Origin of the sequence: Pseudoalteromonas sp., assembly GCF_036960685.1 — a bacterium.
Lineage (GTDB): Bacteria > Pseudomonadota > Gammaproteobacteria > Enterobacterales > Alteromonadaceae > Pseudoalteromonas.
In genome coordinates, this window is sequence record NZ_JBALXK010000020.1 from 41,812 (window position 1) to 63,458 (window position 21,647).

The 21,647-nt window shown below is 41.4% G+C and carries 14 protein-coding genes; 3 read left to right on the plus strand and 11 right to left on the minus strand.

Annotated elements, in window-relative coordinates:
- Window positions 1–5: 5 nt before the first annotated feature.
- The 7 genes from V7783_RS15700 to V7783_RS15730 form a co-directional block, all read right to left on the minus strand.
- Window positions 6–3,851 carry a YhdP family protein gene (locus tag V7783_RS15700; protein WP_335679516.1) on the minus strand — a complete coding sequence of 1,282 codons (3,846 nt, stop codon included), beginning with the start codon at window positions 3,849–3,851 and terminating at the stop codon, window positions 6–8.
- Window positions 3,851–5,323 (minus strand): ribonuclease G, encoded by a 1,473-nt coding sequence (gene rng, locus V7783_RS15705; protein WP_335679517.1) that lies wholly within the window; start codon window positions 5,321–5,323, stop codon window positions 3,851–3,853. The genes V7783_RS15700 and rng overlap by 1 nt, the downstream gene beginning before the upstream one ends.
- Before the next feature lies 1 nt (window position 5,324).
- Window positions 5,325–5,894, minus strand: coding sequence for a Maf family protein (locus V7783_RS15710; RefSeq protein WP_335679518.1), 570 nt, complete (start codon window positions 5,892–5,894; stop codon window positions 5,325–5,327).
- A complete protein-coding gene (gene mreD, locus V7783_RS15715) occupies window positions 5,894–6,373 on the minus strand; it encodes a rod shape-determining protein MreD (protein WP_064667401.1) in 480 nt (159 codons plus the stop codon). Before mreD ends, V7783_RS15710 begins: the two co-directional genes overlap by 1 nt.
- Complete coding sequence (gene mreC, locus V7783_RS15720; RefSeq protein WP_335679519.1) at window positions 6,366–7,208, minus strand: rod shape-determining protein MreC; 843 nt, start codon at window positions 7,206–7,208, stop codon at window positions 6,366–6,368. Before mreC ends, mreD begins: the two co-directional genes overlap by 8 nt.
- Complete coding sequence (locus tag V7783_RS15725) at window positions 7,208–8,251, minus strand: rod shape-determining protein (RefSeq protein ID WP_016709506.1); 1,044 nt, start codon at window positions 8,249–8,251, stop codon at window positions 7,208–7,210. The genes mreC and V7783_RS15725 overlap by 1 nt, the downstream gene beginning before the upstream one ends.
- A gap of 139 nt (window positions 8,252–8,390) precedes the next feature.
- Window positions 8,391–10,415, minus strand: coding sequence for an SUMF1/EgtB/PvdO family nonheme iron enzyme (locus V7783_RS15730; RefSeq protein ID WP_335679520.1), 2,025 nt, complete (start codon window positions 10,413–10,415; stop codon window positions 8,391–8,393).
- 267 nt (window positions 10,416–10,682) lie between these two features.
- On the opposite strand from V7783_RS15730, the gene V7783_RS15735 reads away from it, so the two are divergent.
- Window positions 10,683–11,573 (plus strand): 1-aminocyclopropane-1-carboxylate deaminase/D-cysteine desulfhydrase, encoded by an 891-nt coding sequence (locus tag V7783_RS15735; RefSeq protein WP_442961386.1) that lies wholly within the window; start codon window positions 10,683–10,685, stop codon window positions 11,571–11,573.
- Between the two features lie 25 nt (window positions 11,574–11,598).
- Here V7783_RS15735 and V7783_RS15740 read toward each other — a convergent pair whose 3' ends face one another.
- The 3 genes from V7783_RS15740 to V7783_RS15750 form a co-directional block, all read right to left on the minus strand.
- Window positions 11,599–13,377 carry an EAL domain-containing protein gene (locus V7783_RS15740; RefSeq protein ID WP_335679522.1) on the minus strand — a complete coding sequence of 593 codons (1,779 nt, stop codon included), beginning with the start codon at window positions 13,375–13,377 and terminating at the stop codon, window positions 11,599–11,601.
- Between the two features lie 243 nt (window positions 13,378–13,620).
- Window positions 13,621–14,352: a single-stranded DNA-binding protein gene (gene ssb / locus V7783_RS15745; protein ID WP_335679523.1), complete on the minus strand. Its 732-nt coding sequence runs from the start codon at window positions 14,350–14,352 to the stop codon at window positions 13,621–13,623.
- Between the two features lie 20 nt (window positions 14,353–14,372).
- Window positions 14,373–15,740 carry an MFS transporter gene (locus V7783_RS15750; protein WP_335679524.1) on the minus strand — a complete coding sequence of 456 codons (1,368 nt, stop codon included), beginning with the start codon at window positions 15,738–15,740 and terminating at the stop codon, window positions 14,373–14,375.
- A 164-nt stretch (window positions 15,741–15,904) separates the two neighbouring features.
- Here V7783_RS15750 and uvrA point away from each other — a divergent pair, with 164 nt between their 5' ends.
- Together uvrA and V7783_RS15760 are read left to right on the plus strand one after the other, a co-directional pair.
- Window positions 15,905–18,724 carry an excinuclease ABC subunit UvrA gene (gene uvrA, locus V7783_RS15755; protein WP_335679525.1) on the plus strand — a complete coding sequence of 940 codons (2,820 nt, stop codon included), beginning with the start codon at window positions 15,905–15,907 and terminating at the stop codon, window positions 18,722–18,724.
- A gap of 24 nt (window positions 18,725–18,748) precedes the next feature.
- The gene (locus tag V7783_RS15760) at window positions 18,749–19,807 is read left to right on the plus strand and encodes a hypothetical protein (protein WP_335679526.1); all 1,059 of its coding nucleotides are present in this window, start codon (window positions 18,749–18,751) and stop codon (window positions 19,805–19,807) included.
- A gap of 185 nt (window positions 19,808–19,992) precedes the next feature.
- Here V7783_RS15760 and V7783_RS15765 read toward each other — a convergent pair whose 3' ends face one another.
- Window positions 19,993–21,480 (minus strand): hypothetical protein, encoded by a 1,488-nt coding sequence (locus V7783_RS15765; protein ID WP_335679527.1) that lies wholly within the window; start codon window positions 21,478–21,480, stop codon window positions 19,993–19,995.
- Window positions 21,481–21,647 lie beyond the last annotated feature (167 nt).

The window sequence follows — 21,647 nt, forward strand, 5'->3', positions numbered from 1 at the left end:
GCTCCTTACTGCGTGGCTGTAGCAGCGGCATCTTTGAGTGTTAACTCATGTGATGTAGACGCTTGAGGTTGATTTTGTGCGGCTTGTGGCAATGTCACTTCACGACTCTTACGATCGATTTCTTTAACAACAGGATCGTTCATACTGCCGCTCACTTTAAAATTAATTTCTGAAATAACCCGCGCCGAGTGAATTACTTTATCTATCGCCAGTGCAGCAAGCCCAGTTACCGGATTAACCATCCACGCTACGATCACCGGAATACTTGAGGTAACTTGTGGGGCAACGGCTAAGTCGTAATCTATTTCCATGGTATTGAGGTTAGTATGGCCTTTAATGGTTAAATCAGCAGGCACGCCGTCCATTTTTGTATCCTGAGTGTAGGCAACGCCTTTATCTAGCTGCATAGTACCTTGTAGGCTGTTATAGAAAAATCCCTTCGAAAATACATCTCTAAAGTCGAGCTTTAACTTACGCACTAATGAATCAAGACTGAGCAATGAGAATACCCGTGCACCGCCATCGCTTATCTCAGCTAAGTGTCCTTCGCCTAAGCGCCAATCTAAATCACCCGACAAACTTGCTACATCAAATAAATAAGGGGCATCTTGCCACGCGAGATCAAATTTAATATCCGCAGTTGAATCTTTAACTGTAGTAGTAATATCAAACTCATCAAATAGTTCGCCAATATCATCGCTTTGCATATTACCGCTAAACTGGCTGATGCTATTTTGCCATTGGCCTTTGGCACGAAGAATATGCTCGCCTTTATCCACCACTAACTCTGACACAGTTAGTTTATGACCATCACCATAAAGTGAGGCACTGACTTTATCGAGCTGATAACTTGCTACCTTACAGTCAGCACATTCAAATTCAATGGCCGGTAAGTCGCTCAACCAACTATAGTCTTGAGCTGTTTCGGCTGGCGCTGATTGATCCGTGGTTGGCATAAAATTAACGCGCAAATAGTCGCTGGCAATATGAATTGGCCGACTTGATTTATCAAGTGGTATTAATACTTGTGAGCGGAGTTCTTTGGCGTTAAGGCGCAAGCTCAAATCATTGGCAACTGGCGCTAAGCGCATTTCAAAATCATTAAAGGCGATATCTGCTATGGTTAATTGTTGTATGTTACCGACAACTTCTTTTAGTGGTGGCAACACACCTTGTTGCTCACCCTCAGCTTGGCTAATTGTGATGATCTGCTGGATCAAATCAAGCCAAGGTAATAAATCTGTTTGCTCTAAATTTATAGCAACAGTTAAGTCTTGCTGATTTAATCCTAAATCTTGTTTGCCTAAGATGATGTGTGCATTGTTTAACACGCCGCTGCTGTTTTCTAAAATGCCATTAAAATATAAATTGTTATTGATATTGGCCGTGATCAAATTAGAGATATCATCACCTTGAACAACCGCTGTTAGCGGCCAAACCTGATCCGCGATTTTACCATAGGGGGCAGGTAACTCACTGCTCAGCCCTTCGAGTTGCGAACTAACATTAGCGCGGTAATTAAAACCATCAGTTAAAAAGTTGAGCGCCAGCTTAATGGCAACTTCACTTTCACCATGTAAGTAACCTTTTAATAAACCTTGGCCATGAGAAATTAAGGTATCAGCATCTAACTGTGCTTTGATATCAATGTCGGCACGGTAATTTTGTGCAATATTTTTACCACTAAAATTTACTTTTAGTGGCATACCTAGCCAGCTGGCTTGCGCATTTTTTAAGGTAATTTGATCATCATTAAAGTGCAACTTGCCGGTTACGCCTTCAAGCTGTAACCCTGGTTGCGCTAAATACACGGGCAGATTGTTTAAATTAACAGTGCCTTTGGCTTTTACATCAAGATCATTAAGATCGACCAGTAACTCAATATTAGCACTGGCACTGCCTTTGCCTTGGATCACTGCAAATACATTCGCTAACGGATCCGCAATAGGGGTGGCTTGAAAAAACGGTAACAGTTTTTGTGCATCAGCACGTTTATTAATTTTTACACTCAGTACATCCGCATTCATCAAATCGGCAATACTGACATGTACCGCATCAGCAACAGCTAAATTAACCAACTCCCCTTGCTGAGAATAAATGTCCATCCGCTGATTTTCAAAATGTAACTTTGCACGGCCATTAGTTACTGCTGGCCAATCTGGCGCAAATTGATAATTGGCGTTATCGACCTGCGCTAACACCTCAAACTGTCCTGAGTTATCAGCAAACGGAAAACCTGTTAATGGTCCTGAAAACAAGACTTGTGCCTGAGTGAGCTCGCCCCCCTTAATTGCCCCAGTTAAGTAATCAACTAAGTTTTTAGTCATTACTGGACGTGGGAAATAATGGCTGGCGATACTGGCATCCGGTGCGAATGCTTCGGCGTATAGATCTAGTCGCGGTTGTTCGCCCAAGGTTAACTTCATTTCGGCGGCAACGGTGACTTCGTCATTATCAAGCCAAATATTATCACTGCTTATCTGCCAACCTTGTTCGCTATTGGCTAAATCAATTTGCATATTAAGCTGGTTATATTTAATTGGCTGACTAAAGGTATCACCGGTCAGTAGTTCACTATTTTCACCAAACAGGTTTATCCGACCACGGTCTTGGTTCAGCAGTCCATCAACTAATAAGCCTTGTACTGCGGGCACTCCTTGCTCAGCAAGCCAACCTAACTGTTGCGCTTCAAACCATAATTGCCATTGCTGCGCTGAGCTAAATTGCAAATATGCATGCTCAACTTGGCCACTGGGCTGTCGAGTTAAGAGTGGCTCTAATGCAGCAAAGTCACTAAGTTGCGCCAGTTTTGTCACTAACTCAAAGTCCAGCTGTTGTAACCAAAACTGCTGTTGATTGTTATCTAGCTGTGCTTCAAATTGAAAGTCTGGCCACTGTTGTTGATCATTTGCGATGGTCAGCCCTGAGCTTTTTAAACGCCAACCTTGTTGCCAAGGATGAAGCACAAAGCCCCCTTCACTTAAACTAAATTGGTGACTTTTAGTATCTTGTTGCCAATGAATAAAACTCGGTAACCATTTAACGGTGACATCTTTGATCAAGCCATTTTCTATGCTTAACCATGACTCTAAATTGATATCTGAATTAAACTGCTCTTTCTCGGTATTTATGTATTGTGCTAACCATTTCGAGACATCAACATTACTGGCTTGCACATAAATATCGCCTAGCATGGTCTCAAGCGTTGAGCCTGTTAACGCCAAGCGCGCATCAAATGTGCCCACTGAAATACCCGGTACAGCGAGTGTGCCACTGCCTAAGTGTTGCTCTGGTTGGTTTTGCCAAACAATGTTTTCAAGAATTAAATGGCGCTCTTTACCATCACCTAGCATAAAGTTTAGGCTACTATTTTCAATAGCAAAATGCCCGGTTTCTCCAAGAAATAGCCCTTCGATCAGCTCTTTTTGCTCAAACGATACGTCACCGCTGTTTGAATCTAGCATAGTCGGCATATCAACATTGGCATGAAAGCCGTTGATCACAAAGTAACTGGATTTTAACTGTCGGGTTTTAATGGTTTCCCATATATTTAATTCAAGGCTAGCTTTAGCAATAGTCAGTGCAATAGGTGAGGTTTTATTATCTTCAAAGCTTATCTCTTCCAATACTATGGCAGGGCCTTTGCCATGCCAACTGGCGGAAATAGCACCTATTGATAAATTTACGGCAAATTTGTTATACAGGTAATCTTCAAGGTCACCTTTGTAATCATTGGCGTAAGGTAGTGTATATTTAAGAACTGAAACAACAACGGCCAGCAATACCAGTGTTATGGCACATGCTTGCCATAACTTACGGATACAAAAAAAACAGACCGTTTTTGCTTTCATTACATCATAACCACATCAAACTGCTCTTGGCTGTAGAGGCTTTCGGTTTGAATACTTACTTGCTTGCCAATAAAGAGCTCAAGCTCTGCTAGGTTATGATATTCGTCATTTAATAAAGCCTCGCTGACCGCAGGTGCGGCGTAGACCATAAACTTATCTGCAGCGTAAGCACGGTTTACGCGGACAATTTCGCGCAGTATTTCGTAGCATACGGTTTCCACGGTTTTTTGCGAACCACGCCCAGAACAAGCCGGACACACATCACATAAAATATGCTCAAGACTTTCACGGGTACGTTTACGGGTCATTTCCACTAAACCCAGCGCAGATAAACCATTAATATTTGATTTAACGCGGTCTTTGCCCAGCGCCGATTCTAATGAATGTAATACGCGGCGTTTGTGCTCTTCGCTTATCATATCAATAAAGTCGATAATGATAATGCCGCCTAAATTGCGTAGCCTAAGTTGACGAGCAATCGCCGAGGTTGCTTCAACATTGGTATTAAAAATGGTTTCTTCAAGATTACGGTGACCTACAAATGCCCCCGTATTTACATCAACTGTGGTCATCGCCTCAGTTTGATCGATAATTAAATAGCCGCCCGACTTTAAGGTTACTTTGCGGTGTAGCGCTTTTTGAATTTCATTTTCAACATCAAACAAATCAAAAATAGGCCGCTCACCTGGGTAATACTCTAATGCCTCTGAAAGAATAGGCACAAACTCTGCGGTAAAGCTTTTCAGCTCTTCATAGGTAAGCTTTGAATCAACCCGAATACGCTCCATATCTTCACCTACGTAATCACGTAAGGTCCGAAACGCTAGTGTTAAGTCTTCATGAAGAATGCTTTCTTTACTGGTTTTTTTACGTTTAGTGACAATTTTTTTCCAGAGTTTTTTTAAAAACTCTGCATCGTGACGCAACTCAGCCTCACTGGCCCCCTCTGCGGCAGTACGGACAATAAAGCTGCCATCTTCGTCGCCATATTCACCAACAATGCTTTTTAAGCGCGAACGCTCTTCTTCAGTCTCTATACGCTGGCTCACGCCAACATGGGTGGCGTCGGGCATAAATACTAAGTAGCGCGAAGGAATTGTAATATCGGTGGTTAAACGTGCGCCTTTAGTCCCTAACGGGTCTTTAACCACTTGCACCATAATGTACTGGCCTTGGCGAACGAGTTCACGAATGTCTTGTACTTTTTTGATTGGCTGCTCGTCAACACCTTCAACAATCGAGGCGCTGTTAACAATATCCGAGGCATGTAAAAAAGCAGCTTTATCTAAACCGATATCTACAAATGCGGCTTGCATACCCGGTAATACACGGCTTATTTTGCCTAGGTAGATATTGCCAACAATACCTAGGTTACCAATGCGCTCTAGTTGGATTTCTTGCAGTACACCGTTTTCAATCAGGGCAACACGGCTTTCACTTGGGGTGACGTTGATCAGTAATTCTATACTCATGTTACCTACTTAAGAATTCGCTTAATAATTTTTCGCACTCATATAAAGGTAAGCCGACAACCGCAAAATAGCTACCCGAAATATGAGTAACAAAGCGCCCGCCTAATCCTTGAATGCCATAGCCGCCGGCTTTATCGTGTGGCTCACCACTTTGCCAGTAGGCTTCTAATTCTTGTTCTGAGAGTGTTTTAAAGCTCACTTGCGTAGTTACAACACAACTCATTACCTGTTGCTCAGTAGCAAAGGCGATAGCGGTTAACACTTCATGGCTGCGACCTGACAAGCGTTTTAGAGTTGCCATAAAATCGGCTTTATCTCGAGGTTTACCCAGAGATTGGTTGTCAATCACCACCACAGTATCACTACCAAGCACGGGGCGATCGATGTATCCCATCGTAACCCCTGTTTGGGCTTTTAAACGCGCTAAACGTTCTACAAGTTCAACTGGGGTTTCATCTACTAATGGGCTTTCATCGGCATCAACACTAAATTGTGAAAATTCGACGCCAAGCTGAGTTAGCAACTCTTTGCGCCGAGGCGAAGCTGACGCTAAATAAATGGCGGTTTGCATTATCTGATCCTGAAATGACGGCGATATTTACGTAGCAATAAGAAAATCCAAGGCCAACTTAACATGCCAGTTACGACCGGCCATAAATACTGCGGGTTAAAATAAACATCCATTAAAAAGTGGTTCAACCAAAACTGCATTAAGTGGTAGAGCGTTAAAAATAAGCCAACCAGAATCGCTTGCTGCCAAATTGAAAAATTACGGATCTTTTGAAAGTTACTGGCAGTGACAAAAATACAAATTGAATAAGTCAGTGAATTAATACCCAGTGGTGAGCCAGTAGCCAAATCAATCAATAAGCCAACCACCCACGCAGTACCAATATTTAATCTATGCGGTACCGCTAAAGACCAATACATTAACACCAATAACACCCAATCTGGGCGAAATGGTTCAAACGAAAATGGTAATGGCATCAATGCCATGATCAACGCAAAAAAGATGCTCACGGCAATCAATAAAAAGTAACGACTATTCATTGCTGATAGTTTCCTGCTGATTGCGCCATAACACCACTAATAAACGAATGCGATCCAACTGTGCAATTGGCTCTGCGTAAACTTGTGCAAATGGCTGACCTTCATCGCGATTTATTTCAGTTACCACTGCAACAGGGTAACCCTCAGGAAATGTACCGCCAAGCCCTGAAGTCACCAACACATCGCCAATTCGTACATCTAAACTGTGCGGTACGTGGGAGAGTTTAACTGAATTAATTTTGCCAATACCTTCAACCACAGTACGCACATCATTACGTAAAATACGCACTGGTGTGGCATGGGTTGTGTCGGTCATCAGTAATACACGAGAAGTTGTAGAACCAACTTTGGTAAGTTGCCCAACAACACCCATTTCGTCAATAACCGCTTGTCCTTCACTAAGCCCATCAATGGTGCCACGGTTGATCACCACTTGATGACTATAAGGATTTGAATGTACCGAGAGTACTTGTGCGATTATTTTACGATTAGAATGTTTAGCTGAAGAACCCAATAGCGCCCGTAGCTTTTGGTTTTCTTTGTTTAAGAATTGATATTGCTGGAGTTGTTCACTTTGCAGTAATTGCTTTTTCTTGAGCGCTTCGTTTTCTGTGAGCAATTGATCGCGCGTGTGCAAGCTTTTAGCGCCAAGACTAAAGACTTCATAAGGTAGGTTGGCTAAATACAGTAACGGGCTCACTAGCGTGTTTAAACTGGTGCGTACTGTAGTGCCTCCTTGGGTATAACGATCGCCTACGATCAACATAACACTCAATACGACTGCGACAAAAAGCCGCAGTTGTAAAGAAATGGTACGCCCAAACATTAATTTCATTAGTCGTAACTAAATACGTCACCACCGTGCATATCAATCATCTCAAGGGCTTTACCGCCGCCACGTGCTACACAGGTCAATGGATCATCAGCAACCACAACTGGAATGCCGGTCTCTTCCATTAATAAACGATCTAAATCTTTAAGCAATGCACCGCCGCCCGTTAACACCATACCTTTAGCAGAGATATCTGACGCCAGCTCTGGTGGCGATTGCTCAAGTGCAACCATAACTGCGCTAACAATACCCATTAATGGCTCTTGTAAGGCTTCTAAGATTTCATGCGAGTTAAGCGTGAATGAACGCGGTACACCTTCAGCAAGGTTACGGCCACGTACTTCAATTTCAATCGGCTCATCCGTTTTAAATGCAGAACCGATTTGATGCTTGATGTTTTCAGCAGTTGCTTCACCGATTAAACTACCAAAGTTACGGCGTACGTAGTTGATAATTGCTTCGTCGAACTTATCACCGCCAATACGCACTGATGATGAATAAACCACACCGTTAAGTGAAATAATAGCAACTTCAGTCGTACCACCACCGATATCAACAACCATAGAGCCGGTTGCTTCTGATACAGGTAAGCCAGCACCGATAGCAGCAGCCATTGGTTCTTCAATTAAATACACTTCGCGAGCACCGGCCCCCATTGCTGATTCGCGAATAGCACGCTTTTCAACTTGCGTTGCACCACATGGTACACAAATAAGGACACGTGGGCTTGGGCGCATAAAGTTATTATTATGCACTTGCTTAATAAAGTGTTGTAACATTTTTTCAGTTACATAAAAGTCAGCAATTACACCGTCTTTCATTGGGCGAATAGCTTTAATATTACCAGGCGTTCGGCCAAGCATTTGCTTAGCTTCAGTACCTACTGAGGCTACACTTTTAGGACCACCAGCGCGCTCTTGACGGATCGCAACTACAGATGGTTCATTAAGGACAATGCCTTCGTCTTTGACATAAATTAGGGTGTTGGCTGTACCCAAGTCGATCGATAGATCGTTTGAAAAAATACCACGGAGCTTTTTAAACATGAGGCTGGATGACCTTTGAAAAACGTTCTTATGTTAGCTAATGCACTTTAACATGCTGAATCAGTTCGGCAATAAAAAGTACAGCTACCTTTGTTAATTGGGTAAAAAAGGAAGCATTGCTTCCTTTTTAAATTATTTTTTACCGTTCGCGTACAAGACGAAAACCGATATAATTTGCACGAAAGTCTGGTGCCAAAATCAAACGAGTTGAGGCACGAGCTAAACTAGGCGCAAAATTCCACGCCCCACCACGAACAGTTACATCCGATTGTTCAGCTGACTTATGAGTCCATTCCCATACATTTCCTACCGTGTCGTAGAGACCAAACGCATTAGGTGCAAATGAGCCAGTTGGCGCTGCACTTTTGTTTGACCATTCACTACCACACCAACCACAATTGGCTAAATTCTTACCTATTTCATTACCCCATGGGTATTCAGTCTTCGTACCAGCGCGTGCTGCATACTCCCACTCCACCTCATTAGGTAATCTATATTGCTGACCTGTTTGTCCAGACAACCAATCCGCATATGCTTTTGCATCATTGTAAGTTAAGCACACAGCAGGAAAATCACTGCTTTGTTCAAAACCTGGATTGCGCCAATTTAAATTAACTTCCCACACTGGTTCGCCATTTAAATAATAAGCACAGCCACGATTGCGTTCAGCTTCTGTTTTATAATTCGTATTAGATACAAATTGCTGATAAGCGCCTACTGTCACTTCTTTATTTTGCATAGCAAATGAGCTTGCAATGGTTTTTTCAACAACGGGGCGTTCATTGGCAAGACCATTACCGTTGATATCGCCCATTTCAAACTTACCAGCTGGAATTACAACCATTGCAGCAGCGGCATTACCACCTAGCGCAGTACTGGTTACTGGTGTCGTATTACGTTGCTCGCTAGTGTATGTCGGTGCAGCAATCGACTCAGGCTTTTTTACCAACTTAGCGTGAATTGTCTGCGGCTTTCGCAAGTCAACACGAACGCGATAAGGTTGATACCCTTGCTTACGCACTTCAACATCATGGATACCGCTTGGTAAAGTCGTTGCCAAACGTGTTGAACCAAAACTAACACCATCAATAAACACTTCGTCATCATACACATTTGAACGCAGTGTAAACTCAATCATTTTATTTGCGTCTACCTGCGGCTTAACCGTCGGCATTGGCATAGGTTTAACTGAATAATCATGTATCGGTTGCTCGCTCATACGCGACACCGAAACATTGGCATTATCCTTACTATCACTGAATGTTAACTGACTATCAGTAAAAGTCGTCTCGTAGCTGGTTTGATAACCAGTGCTAAGGGGTGTGCCATACTCTGAGCAATAACGATTATCAACGCTCAATAAGTTACATAAACGGCTGCTGTTTACATCGCCACGCATAGTGACACTTAAGTTTACGTTGTAATTACCTTGACCACTAAATGCACTGTTAACCACATGGCTACTTAAAACCTGTACCTGAGCACCCGCCATATTACGCTTGGGCTCGACTAAACGCTCTTCCGTTAAGTTAGCAAAGATTTGATCAACAAAACGTTTGGTGGCTTTTTGCAGGCCCATTTGCTGGCCACGTTGCTCACACGCTGCTAACGTTTCTGTCCGTTTACAGTTGATTGTATGATTAACTTCTAATGTGCCTTCTCGGGTAAATTCGTTGCGTAAACGCTCAACTCGGGCTGTGGTTAGTTGTTCTTTTAGGCTTTCGAGTGTATTTAACTGGGTATGTTTTGCTACGCGAATTTGTTCAATGTCTTTGCGGTGGGATGCAATTGCCGCCAACTGCATCGCGATATCATCTTTATTTTGCTTGTGATCAACCACAGCCTGCTGATAGCGCGCTTGTGCTGCACTAATATCAATCGTGGGATCGTCAATTAAACGACGATACATTTCATTCATGGCATCAAGTGCTTGATTTTTTTCTTTATCTAGTTCAGTTGAGCGAGTTCTTAATAAATCAAGTTGGCTTTGTAACTGACTTTCTTCTTTTAAGTGTTTTTCAAGTATCTGTGTAGCGTTATCGTATTCAGCTTGTTTAATACTGATCTCAGATTCAATTCCAGTTACTGTGGCTGTATCTTGTGCAAATGCACTCGATGCAAACAAGCTAGCTGAAATTAACAGAGATAAAGGAGCAATTCGCATATATTCCATTCCCAAAAAGCGGCAATTATTTGGTCATTATTTATTTTTTATAATTAAACTCTTATGCTATGTACTTGCAAGGCAAAACACAAGCTTTGTTCAAAAATTATCTGAGTTTACAACTATTCCCGCACTTCATTCCAGTAAATAACCGATTCATTGCTTGAAAACTGCTTATTTTCCACTCCAAACACGAATCATTTTCTTGTCCTTGCCTAATTTGTTAATCTTGCCTGCCATTTATTTTAAGTTACCACTGTGAATTTAATACCTGAGTCTGCATTGCAAACAATCACTAGCCTATTGCTAAGTGAAAAAAAAATATCCTTATCAATAAAACGTGACGATCAACTACACCCGTTGATCAGTGGTAATAAATGGCGCAAACTTAAATACAACCTCATTGCCATGCAAGCGCAACAAAAAACTGAATTACTCACTTTTGGTGGTGCATTTTCAAATCATATCCATGCCTGTGCGGCTGCCGGAAAGCATTTTAACTTAACAACCCATGGTATTATCCGCGGCCCTGAACTTGACCAGCAAAACCCAACCTTACAATTCGCCAAACAATGCGGTATGCATCTGCACCCAGTTACCCGCTTAGAGTATCGTGAGCGACACAATGCTGATTATTTAGCGCAATTACAAAATCGCTTTCCTAATGCCTACCTATTGCCAGAAGGCGGTACAAACAAAGCCGCTTTGCTAGGCTGTAAAGAACTTGCCCAATCATTACCCGTCGCCGACTATGTTATCTGTCCAACGGGGAGCGGAGGCACACTGGCTGGGTTAATTGAAGGGTGTAATAACAGCACTCAGGTTTTAGGAGTCGCGGTATTAAAGCAAGCTGAGTATTTAATCGATGAAATAAAATCGCTCAGCCCAGTAGCAGCACAACAACAAAACTGGCAATTACTCACCCAGTTTCATGGTGGTGGTTATGGTAAGTTTAACCCTGAACTTTGGCAATTTTGCCAAATGATGCAAAGCCAACAGCAACTTCCGCTCGAGCCTATTTACTCAGGAAAAATGATGTTCGCTTTATGGCAGCTAATCGCTCAGGATTATTTCCCTAAAGGCAGTAATATCATTGCCATTCATACCGGTGGCCTGCAAGGATTAAACGGGCTGCGTTATCGTGGCTTAATAACTTGAGTTCATGCACTTAATGAGCTAAAAATCAATTTACCGTCACATTTGTAAACTCTTGCAAAGGTTCGGTAAAGTAAAACCCTTGTGCACCAAGCACGCCCTGCTTTTTAAGCATATTGAGTTCTTGTTGGGTTTCCACGCCAACACCGTATACGGGTAGATTTACTCGCTCGGCCTTGGTGACAATTTGTCGTACCAGTTTTTGTTGTTTTAGGTTCTTATCGATATTGTGAATTAAATCGTAGCTTAGTTTTAGCCCTTTAATCACTTTAAAATGCGTTAATAAAGGGATTTTATCGCTTGATGATACATTATCAATTAGCACAGAGCTGCCAACCGATCCAATCGTACTAAAAGCAAATTTCAACAACTGTCGGTGTTGATAAAAATCGACTTCAGATATCTCAAACTGTAATTTATTAGTCGCTGGCACATCTTTCATTATTTCGCCAAACCACTGCCAGTAATCATCATCAAACCAATTAAAAGCATGTAAGTTAATGCTTACCGTTAAAGAGCTTGGCTCACTTTTTAATAATTTAATAACGTGTTCCAATACCGTTTTATCCAACAAGGTAATTGCGTCATCACTTTTCAATTGCGGAATAAATTGCCGAGCCGACAACATACCCAGTGATTTATGACGAACTCGGATCAACGCTTCATGTTGCAATATATCACCACTGGCAAATTCAAACAGCGGTTGGAAAAAAAGCATAAACTTCTTTTTACCAATGTAATCAGATAGATTTTCAGAACTATTAGCCAACACTGTTGAGCGCGTGTAATTAAATGGCACACGATGAATATGCTGCCAGGCACTTTGTTTTGCGAGGGTTAATGCTGATCTTGTTAATTGATACACGATTGTTTGGTCAGCACCATCACGGTAATTACACACTCCTATTTTAATTTCTTTACGGGATAAATCGCCACGATAGAGCAAAGATGCCTGATAAATAGTTTGGTGTAAGCGCTTAGTGTAAGTATCAATATCAGTCTGAGGTATATTCTCTAAGGTAATTGCCAAACCGCCTGATGATAGTAACTTCACAGATACCCGCGACAGTTCTTTAAAGCCTTTAACTACAATCAGTTTAAAGTGACTTTCTAAGTCCACGTTAGCTGGAAATGGCTGCGCCCAATAAAGTAGAGCAAAGAGGTGGTTATAATTATTTTGAATGCCATACATACCTTTGATTGCTGCATCATCTGAAGATACCGGCTGCGGTTTTGTCGCAACAGTATTGTCGCCAGCTATCGCCATATTATTAACAGGTAAGTTCACAGCCAGCTGTGTATTCAAAGCGTTAAAATCGTTAATTTCAGCAACTGTATCGCGGCGTTTAAAAAGCACTCGCCACCAGCGATATCCCCATAGAATCGCGCCAATCATCACTAAATTTAATAAAATAAACAGGTGACTTTCTACAATCCAAAAAGGCCAATGATAGAGCTTTAAGCTCACCGTTTTATAGTTGAAGGTTTCACTATCTTCCGTCATAAAGGCTGAAAAATGAAACGGCATACGCCCTGGCTCAAGCATAAAACCATGATCGTCAGCAAGTGCAGCAATGATATCTCGATCTGCGACTTGCTCTAGTTTTAGGTTATATACTTGCTTCGCTAATTGGCTGCCTTCGATGTGTACTTTTTGATGCAATATCTCGCCTAATAAGAGATTAAATATCGTTAGTAAAAGCATAAAAGCAATCACATAAATACTTAGCATCCGTACTTGTGCATTTTTAAATTGAGTCACCATGGCTGTTACGCTGTTTGTACTAATAGCTAAAGTGTTGTTCAAGATCCTTATAAACACAAGGCTACAGCATGATTAAAGATGGTTTTGGATTCGATAGTTCGAGTAAAAAAGCCAAAACTGACGCTTTTTTAAAGACCTATGAATTTTAAGGTTTCAAATAAAAAATGTAATCAAGTAAGTGGATAACAGACAAAAATTTGTTGGCATGTGATTTTTGCTAACAAAAATAAAAAAGGGTCTGTAAAAACAGACCCTTAATAATAATTACTGATAGTTCACATCCGTTTAGAACGGGATGTCGTCATCAAAGTCGATTGGTGGTTCCATCGGGTTTGATGCGCCGCCTTGTGGGGCATTTTGTGGTTTAGGTGCAAAACCGCCTTGTGGTTGACCGCCACCTTGTGGAGCATAACCGCCACTTTGGTATTGGTTATTTTGCTGCGGTGCTGGTGCGGCTTGCTGGCGAGCTGGTGCTTGTTGTCCAGCTGGCGCGTAACCACCACTTTGTTGTGGTGCACTTTGCTGTGGTGCACTTTGCTGATAACCGCCACCTTGTTGTGAAGCGCTTTGCTGCGGAGCACTCTGCTGTTGGCCGTAACCACCTTGAGATTGACCGCCTTGGCTTTGCTGTTGGCCACCTTGATAACCACCACCTTGCTGGTCGCCACCACGGGCACCTAACATTTGCATCTGGCCAGTAAAACCATCTACTACGATCTCAGTTGTGTATTTTTCTTGGCCTTGTTGATCGGTCCATTTACGCGTTTGTAATTTACCTTCAACGTAAATTTGTGAACCTTTACGGCAGTATTCGCCGACAATTTCAGCTAATTTGCCAAAAAATACCACACGGTGCCATTCTGTTTTATCAACCATTTGACCGGTGTTTTTATCTTTATAGCTATCAGACGTTGCTAAGGTAATATTCGCTACACCATTGCCATTAGGCATATAACGTACTTCTGGATCTTGACCTAAATTACCAACCAAGATTACTTTGTTCACACCGCGTGCCATGGACCTTTCTCCTATAAACGTTATATTAAACCAGCCGCTTTTCGGGCTTGGTCTAGGTCAAATTCTTTATCATCAATCTTTAAATAGCTGCGATTCTCTTCGCATACTACCGTTGCTTCTATTACACCTGGTAAAGCAACTAAACGAGATGCAAGGGTTTGCGCTTGCTGCTCATTACTTAATTCTGTCATTAAGCTTATCATTTTACTTCTTGGCGGGACTTGCATATTCCACGCAAGGATAAGCCATATTAACCCAACAACTGCGGCTGCGGCAAACACTGCTTGAGCAGTTGTTGATTGCGCAACGTAACCTCCTAAAATACCACCTAAAAAAGCACCAAAAAATTGCGCAGACGAAAATACTCCCATCGCTGAGCCTTTTTGATTTGCCGGTGAAAAGCGCGATACCAATGCAGGCATAGTCGCTTCAAGAAAGTTAAATGCCACAAAATAGGCCAACATACATAATGCCATACCTATAATGCTATCAACCCATAACGCCATTGCGGTCATACTCATAGTCAATAATGCAATTGAAGCGATAAAGGCCTGTTTTTCTTTTTCTTTGCGAATGGCGATGATCATCATCGGTGCCATTAACAAAAAGCCAAAGATCAATACCGGAATATATATTTGCCAATGTGCTGATGCCACCAGCCCATTAGTAATTAACTGCCCTGGTAGGGCAACAAAAATAGTCGTTAGAGTTAAATGTAGCAACATAATACCTACATCTAAACGTGCTAATTGTGGGTGTTTAATCAACTTTTTAATATCAGTGAAGCTGGCTAATGTATCGCCTTTGGGGGCTTTATTAACAGCTTTAGGCACTAAAAATAGCACGATAAAAATACCCAAGATAGCCAATGCAGCCGTCAACCAAAATATACCTGCAATGCCCCAAGCAGCGGCGACCATCGGGCCAAGTAGCATGGCAACAGCAAAGCTCATACCAATACTCATGCCGATAACGGCCATCACTTTTGGACGTTGTTCGTCACGACTTAGATCAGAAGCAAAAGCAAGTAATGAACTAGCAATCGCCCCCATTCCTTGTAATGCACGGCCAACAGTAACCATTTGCAAGGAGTCCGCAGTCGCGGCAATAACCGAGCCTAAAGCAAATAAACACAAGCCCCCAACAATCACTTTTTTGCGGCCTATTTTATCTGATAGCCAACCCATCGGTATTTGTAACACCGCCTGTGTTAAACCATAAGCACCAATGGCAATACCAATCCATAACGGTGAAAACCCAGCTAACTCTTGTCCATAAATAGCCAGCACTGGCATTAACATAAATAAGCCAAGCATACGAAATGCAAACACACTCGCGAGCGATACTGCGGCGCGTTTTTCTCGTGAATTAAGTGAAGATGCTGTCATGATTCGCGTGTTCTTGCTGTCTATTAAAATTCGAGCAGGGATTCTAGCACAAGCTTAACAAGAAATAATCGTTTCAAACTGATGATTTTTCATTGATCAAGGATTAATCTTCTCACGTATTATGAGATACTCAGTAAATCAATTTGGTAATGAAACGAGATAGCATGGAAAACATTGAAGTCCGAGGCGCCCGCACGCACAATTTAAAAGACATCAGCCTAACCATTCCCCGTGATAAATTAATTGTTATCACCGGCCTATCTGGTTCAGGTAAATCGTCTTTAGCATTTGATACCTTATATGCAGAAGGGCAACGTCGGTATGTGGAATCTTTATCGGCTTATGCCAGACAATTTTTATCTTTAATGGAAAAACCGGATGTTGATCACATTGAAGGGCTGTCACCAGCTATTTCAATTGAACAAAAATCAACATCCCATAACCCTCGCTCAACCGTTGGTACCATTACCGAAATTTATGATTACTTACGTTTAATGTTTGCCCGTGTTGGCGAGCCACGTTGCCCAACTCACGATTTACCACTTGCAGCACAAACAGTGAGCCAAATGGTCGACACTGTGTTGGCATTCCCTGAAGGTAGCAAATTGATGCTACTTGCACCGGTGGTGAAAGAACGTAAAGGTGAGCATGTTAAGTTATTAGAGCAGCTTGCCAGCCAAGGCTATATTCGCGCTCGTATTGATGGTGAAGTGTGTGACCTTTCAGATCCACCAACTTTAGAACTACATAAAAAACACACCATTGAAGTCGTTGTTGATCGTTTTAAAGTAAAAGATGGTTTGCAACAGCGTTTAGCTGAATCATTTGAAACCGCGCTGGAGCTGTCAGCGGGGGTTGCAACAATTGCCTCAATGAATGATGCCAGCGCCGAAGAGTTGCTGCTGTCAGCCAATTTTGCTTGCCCTACCTGTGGCTATGCTATGAGCGAGCTTGAGCCACGCTTGTTCTCGTTTAATAACCCAGCAGGCGCATGCCAAAGTTGTGATGGCTTAGGGGTACGTCAGTATTTCGACCCAAACCGAGTGATTCAAAACCCTGAATTAAGTTTATCTGGTGGAGCAATCAAAGGCTGGGATAAACGCAGCTTTTACTACTTCCAAATGTTGCAAGCGGTTGCCGAGCATTATAAATTTGATTTAGAAGTGCCCTTTCAAGAGCTGAGTAAAGACGCTAAAAAAGTCATTCTTGATGGCTCTGGTGATACTAAAATTGCTTTTAATTATCGCAATGACCGAGGGGACTTAATAACTCGTAACCATGAGTTTGAAGGCGTGCTCAATAATATGAACCGCCGCTACCGTGAAACCGAGTCAAACTCAGTACGTGAAGAACTGGCTAAATACCAAACCAGTCAAGCATGCCCAAGCTGTAAAGGTTCACGACTACGTCAAGAAGCACGCAGTGTGTTTATCGGCCAAACTAATCTACCAACCATTACCTCGATGAGTATTGGTGAAGCTATGGACTTTTTTGAAGGCCTGAGCTTAACCGGTCAAAAAGGTCAAATTGCTGAGAAAATCCTAAAAGAAATTCGCGACCGTTTATCGTTCTTAATTAATGTCGGGCTTAATTACCTTTCATTAGAGCGCAGTGCCGATACACTCTCAGGCGGTGAGGCCCAGCGTATTCGCTTAGCCAGCCAAATTGGTGCAGGCCTAGTTGGTGTGATGTATGTACTTGATGAGCCGTCTATTGGTTTGCATCAACGCGATAACGACCGTTTATTAAAAACCCTTATTCACTTACGTGACTTAGGTAATACCGTGATTGTGGTAGAGCATGATGAAGACGCTATTCGCGCCGCCGATCACATTATTGATATTGGCCCAGGCGCAGGTGTACATGGTGGCTATGTCATAGCCCAAGGTACTCGTGATGATATTTTGGCAAGCGAAGAGTCTGTTACTGGGCAGTTTTTATCGGGTAAACGTAAAATTGATGTGCCAAGCGAACGTCATAAAATTAACGACAAATGGTTAGAGCTATTTGGCGCAACCGGTAATAACCTTAAAAATGTTGATTTAAAAATACCATTTGGTTTGATGACCTGTATCACTGGCGTATCAGGCTCTGGTAAATCTACCCTAATCAATGACACCTTATTTAAGCTCGCACATACGGAGTTAAATGGCGCAACCACCGCAGAGGCGGCTCCGTATAAATCAATCAGTGGTCTTGAGCACTTTGATAAAGTGATCGATATCGATCAAAGCCCAATCGGCCGTACGCCGCGCTCAAACCCGGCAACGTATACAGGTATATTTACTGGTATTCGTGAGTTGTTCGCGGGTACTCAAGAGTCACGTTCGCGTGGTTATAAAGTGGGTCGCTTTAGCTTTAACGTTAAAGGTGGTCGCTGTGAAGCCTGCCAAGGTGATGGCGTAATTAAAGTTGAAATGCACTTTTTACCGGATGTGTACGTGCCATGTGATGTGTGTAAAGGCCAGCGTTATAACCGCGAAACCCTTGAAGTACAGTACAAAGGTAAAAATATTCACCAGGTACTAGAGATGACGGTTGAAGACGCACACGACTACTTTGACAAAATACCCGCTATTGCACGTAAGCTAAAAACCTTAATGGATGTTGGCTTGTCGTATATTCGCTTAGGTCAAGCCGCGACCACACTCTCAGGGGGGGAAGCGCAGCGAGTTAAGCTTGCCCGTGAGCTATCAAAACGCGACACAGGTAAAACCTTATACATTTTGGATGAGCCAACTACAGGCTTGCACTTTGCTGATATTGAGCAATTATTAGTTGTGCTGCATCGCCTGCGCGACCATGGCAATACCATTGTGGTTATTGAGCATAACTTAGATGTGATAAAAACAGCTGACTGGATCATTGATTTAGGCCCTGAAGGTGGCGCTGGCGGTGGTGAAATACTTGTTGCAGGCACTCCTGTAGAGGTTGCTGAATGTGAGCGTTCACATACAGGTCATTACTTAAAGCCACTACTTTAAGCAGTTTTATAAATTGGGAAAAATGTGCAACGGTATCTAAAAATAATCAAATGGCGCGCTAATAAACAGCTCAAGCAACAACACGCGAGCTGGCAAGTGCACGTAAAGCGTATTTTTAAACGCGGCCAGGCTATTTGGTTTAATTTAAGTACCGCACAAAAGCTGTATTTACTCGCATTAGCCAGCCTCGTTGTGTTGCAATCAGGTTGGCTTTGCACTGCCTTGAGTATTATTGCTTTAATTGTTGAATTTTGGCCTAAGTTTAATCACCTTTGGCATTCACTTGCTGGTAAAGCATTGATATTAATTTTCTATGCAACCATTGCCAACTTTGTCCTCGCCAGTGCCAGTGGCATTGTTAACGAAGTCACTATGGTGTCGGCAAGCCAGTTAAATTACACTCATAATTTTGCCACCTTAATTTATTTACCGCCATGGGCATTGGGGATCACGCTTGCCACATTACTTGCCCTGCAATTACTTTTACCTCTGTATATTCTCGCACTGTTGTTGATCAAACCTTTTGGTTCTGATCGCATCAAGTTCATTACCCAAAGTTATTCGCCCTTGCTAACAGCCCTACTGCGCTTTGTACTTGCAAGTGTGGTGATCCTAAATATATTTTCGTTTGTTGATGGTAAGCCCACAACCGAAGTTATTGATGATATAACAACCACATTTTCTCAAAGTCAGCAATTATCTACCAAGCCAAAAGCGCAGCAAGAGCAAGCTATAGAGCAAATATCAGAAAAAATACAGCAGCAAACTGAGTCTGAACAAGAAACCGCCAAGCAACCGTTAGTTACTATCGACGCGACTTCAGAAGGTGATACCGATATTTCCAATGCCGTGTATTCTTTTCTTGATACCAAAGGCTATTTTGAACGCAGTAAACGCCTAATCGCTATTTTTGCCTACAGCTTTGAGGCTAATAGTTACTCGCGTTGTAAAAAATCGCCAGATAGCAAAGTCGTTGAATTAAATGATTATGAAATTGTCGAAATTGCCTTAGATAATAGCAAACCCTACGGCTACAGTTTTACAGTAAAAGCCTGTGATTCAGCAGGAATAAAAGCGCCATAGTAGTAGCTAACTATCAACGTGCCATTAAGTCTCGTAAAATTAATATCAAGCCAACTTTTATATCTAACGGTAATTTTTAAGTTAATAAGTACAAACGAAGTTAATCCAAGCAAAAAAACCTACTACACTCATTTAGCAGCCATGATTCAAAAAATCATAAATTGAATAACTGAGTGTTCTTGTAGTTAGAAAAACATTTTGTTTATTATAGATACAATATTTTTACCCGCCCTATTATCACTTGGTGTTTTTGCAAATGTGACCTTATAACGTTCTTCTCCACTATACTTGAGGTTATAATGTTGTCCATCTTCACTTAATACAAACCCATTTGACTTCCACTCAGATCTGATTTGAGGCGTCACTTTTTGGTAGTTATTAAACGTGACTTTGAATACTTCTTTCAAGTCCCTTCTACTATCAGTACCTTGGTTGTGGTGTAATAGATCCTTAACCACATCAAACACTCTGGAGTATTCCTGAACACTTGATGATTTCTCATTCAGTAAAGCTATAACCATATTAGGTATTTCATTGTCGTAAAGGTCTCTTTCTTCCCCATACACAAGTAGTGGTGTACCAAACTCCTTTTTATCATTTATAAAACCAGATATTCGAGATTGTAGAACAATATTATCTTGATTAGCTTTATCTAACTGTTCTTCAACATGAGATAATGCACCTTCCAATTCACATTTTTTTTGCTCAAAAACTTCTTCTTGGCTATCTAAGTAACTAAATGCTTGCTCTGCAAGATCTTTATACTCACCATCATGAGATAATTTACTAAATTTTTGCTTGAGTGCTATACGCTGATCTTTTTGTCGCTTAGCTTTAACATCAGTTGAGCCAATATGCCCTCTCCTATTAAAACCATTTGTAGAGTGAGTTACATAAGAAAGAATTTCGTGAACTATATTTTCACCTCTACCCACAATTTCTTCAATCCCAACCCTTGTCAACAAGTTGTTATAACACACCCCTTTGCCTTTTGAGGGATAAATTATATTAATAGCGCCATCCCAAGCAGAATATCTATCCCCTAATTCATGTGCTAAATCGTAACTATTAATAGTATGGTCCAAGTATATAACTTGAGCTAAACCGACTAATTGCTGCTGTAAAGCTTCAGGTCTAACGAATGGCTTTCCATTTTTAACGCAGCTTAGTAAAACTAGAGGGTGCTTTCTATTCTTACTTTCAATTTCATAGCTTAGCCCTTTAAATTCATCGGTTAAATTGTTCAATGTTTTATATTCTAACCCTATAGTAGAATTTGATAACTTAGCATTCTGTAATAGGAATTGCACAAATAAAGGTCTTGTTGTAATTGGAACTTCTTTTACTTGAGTGCTGGTTTCACTTGTTTCAACTAAAACAAAAACTTGAGTTTTGCCATTTTCGACCTTAATGGTTATTTCTGTCATCCAGAAACGTCCATGAACATTTGTATCTGGGTGACGTAATACCACGGAATATAGCTCAGGTTCAAATTGAGTAGAGACATACGTGGAGATCGTCACTCTATTCATTTCATATGTTTCACCACTTTTGAGCTGATCAATAGAAAAATGACTTTGAGTCTTTTGCTTTATCCATCCGGATAACGTTGAAAAAACTACATCCTGCTCATTACTTCCAATTAAATTAAATTGATTTACATATATTAACAACTTGTACTTCCTTCTACTCATTTAAGTTAAATATATATTAACTAAATTAATCTAAATTGAAATCAGTAACTGTAGTTTTATCTATTTTACTTTTGTATTTATACATTCTATCAATGTATAAATACAAAATAGGTAAACAATATTTGGATTTCCTTTACTACAAAGAG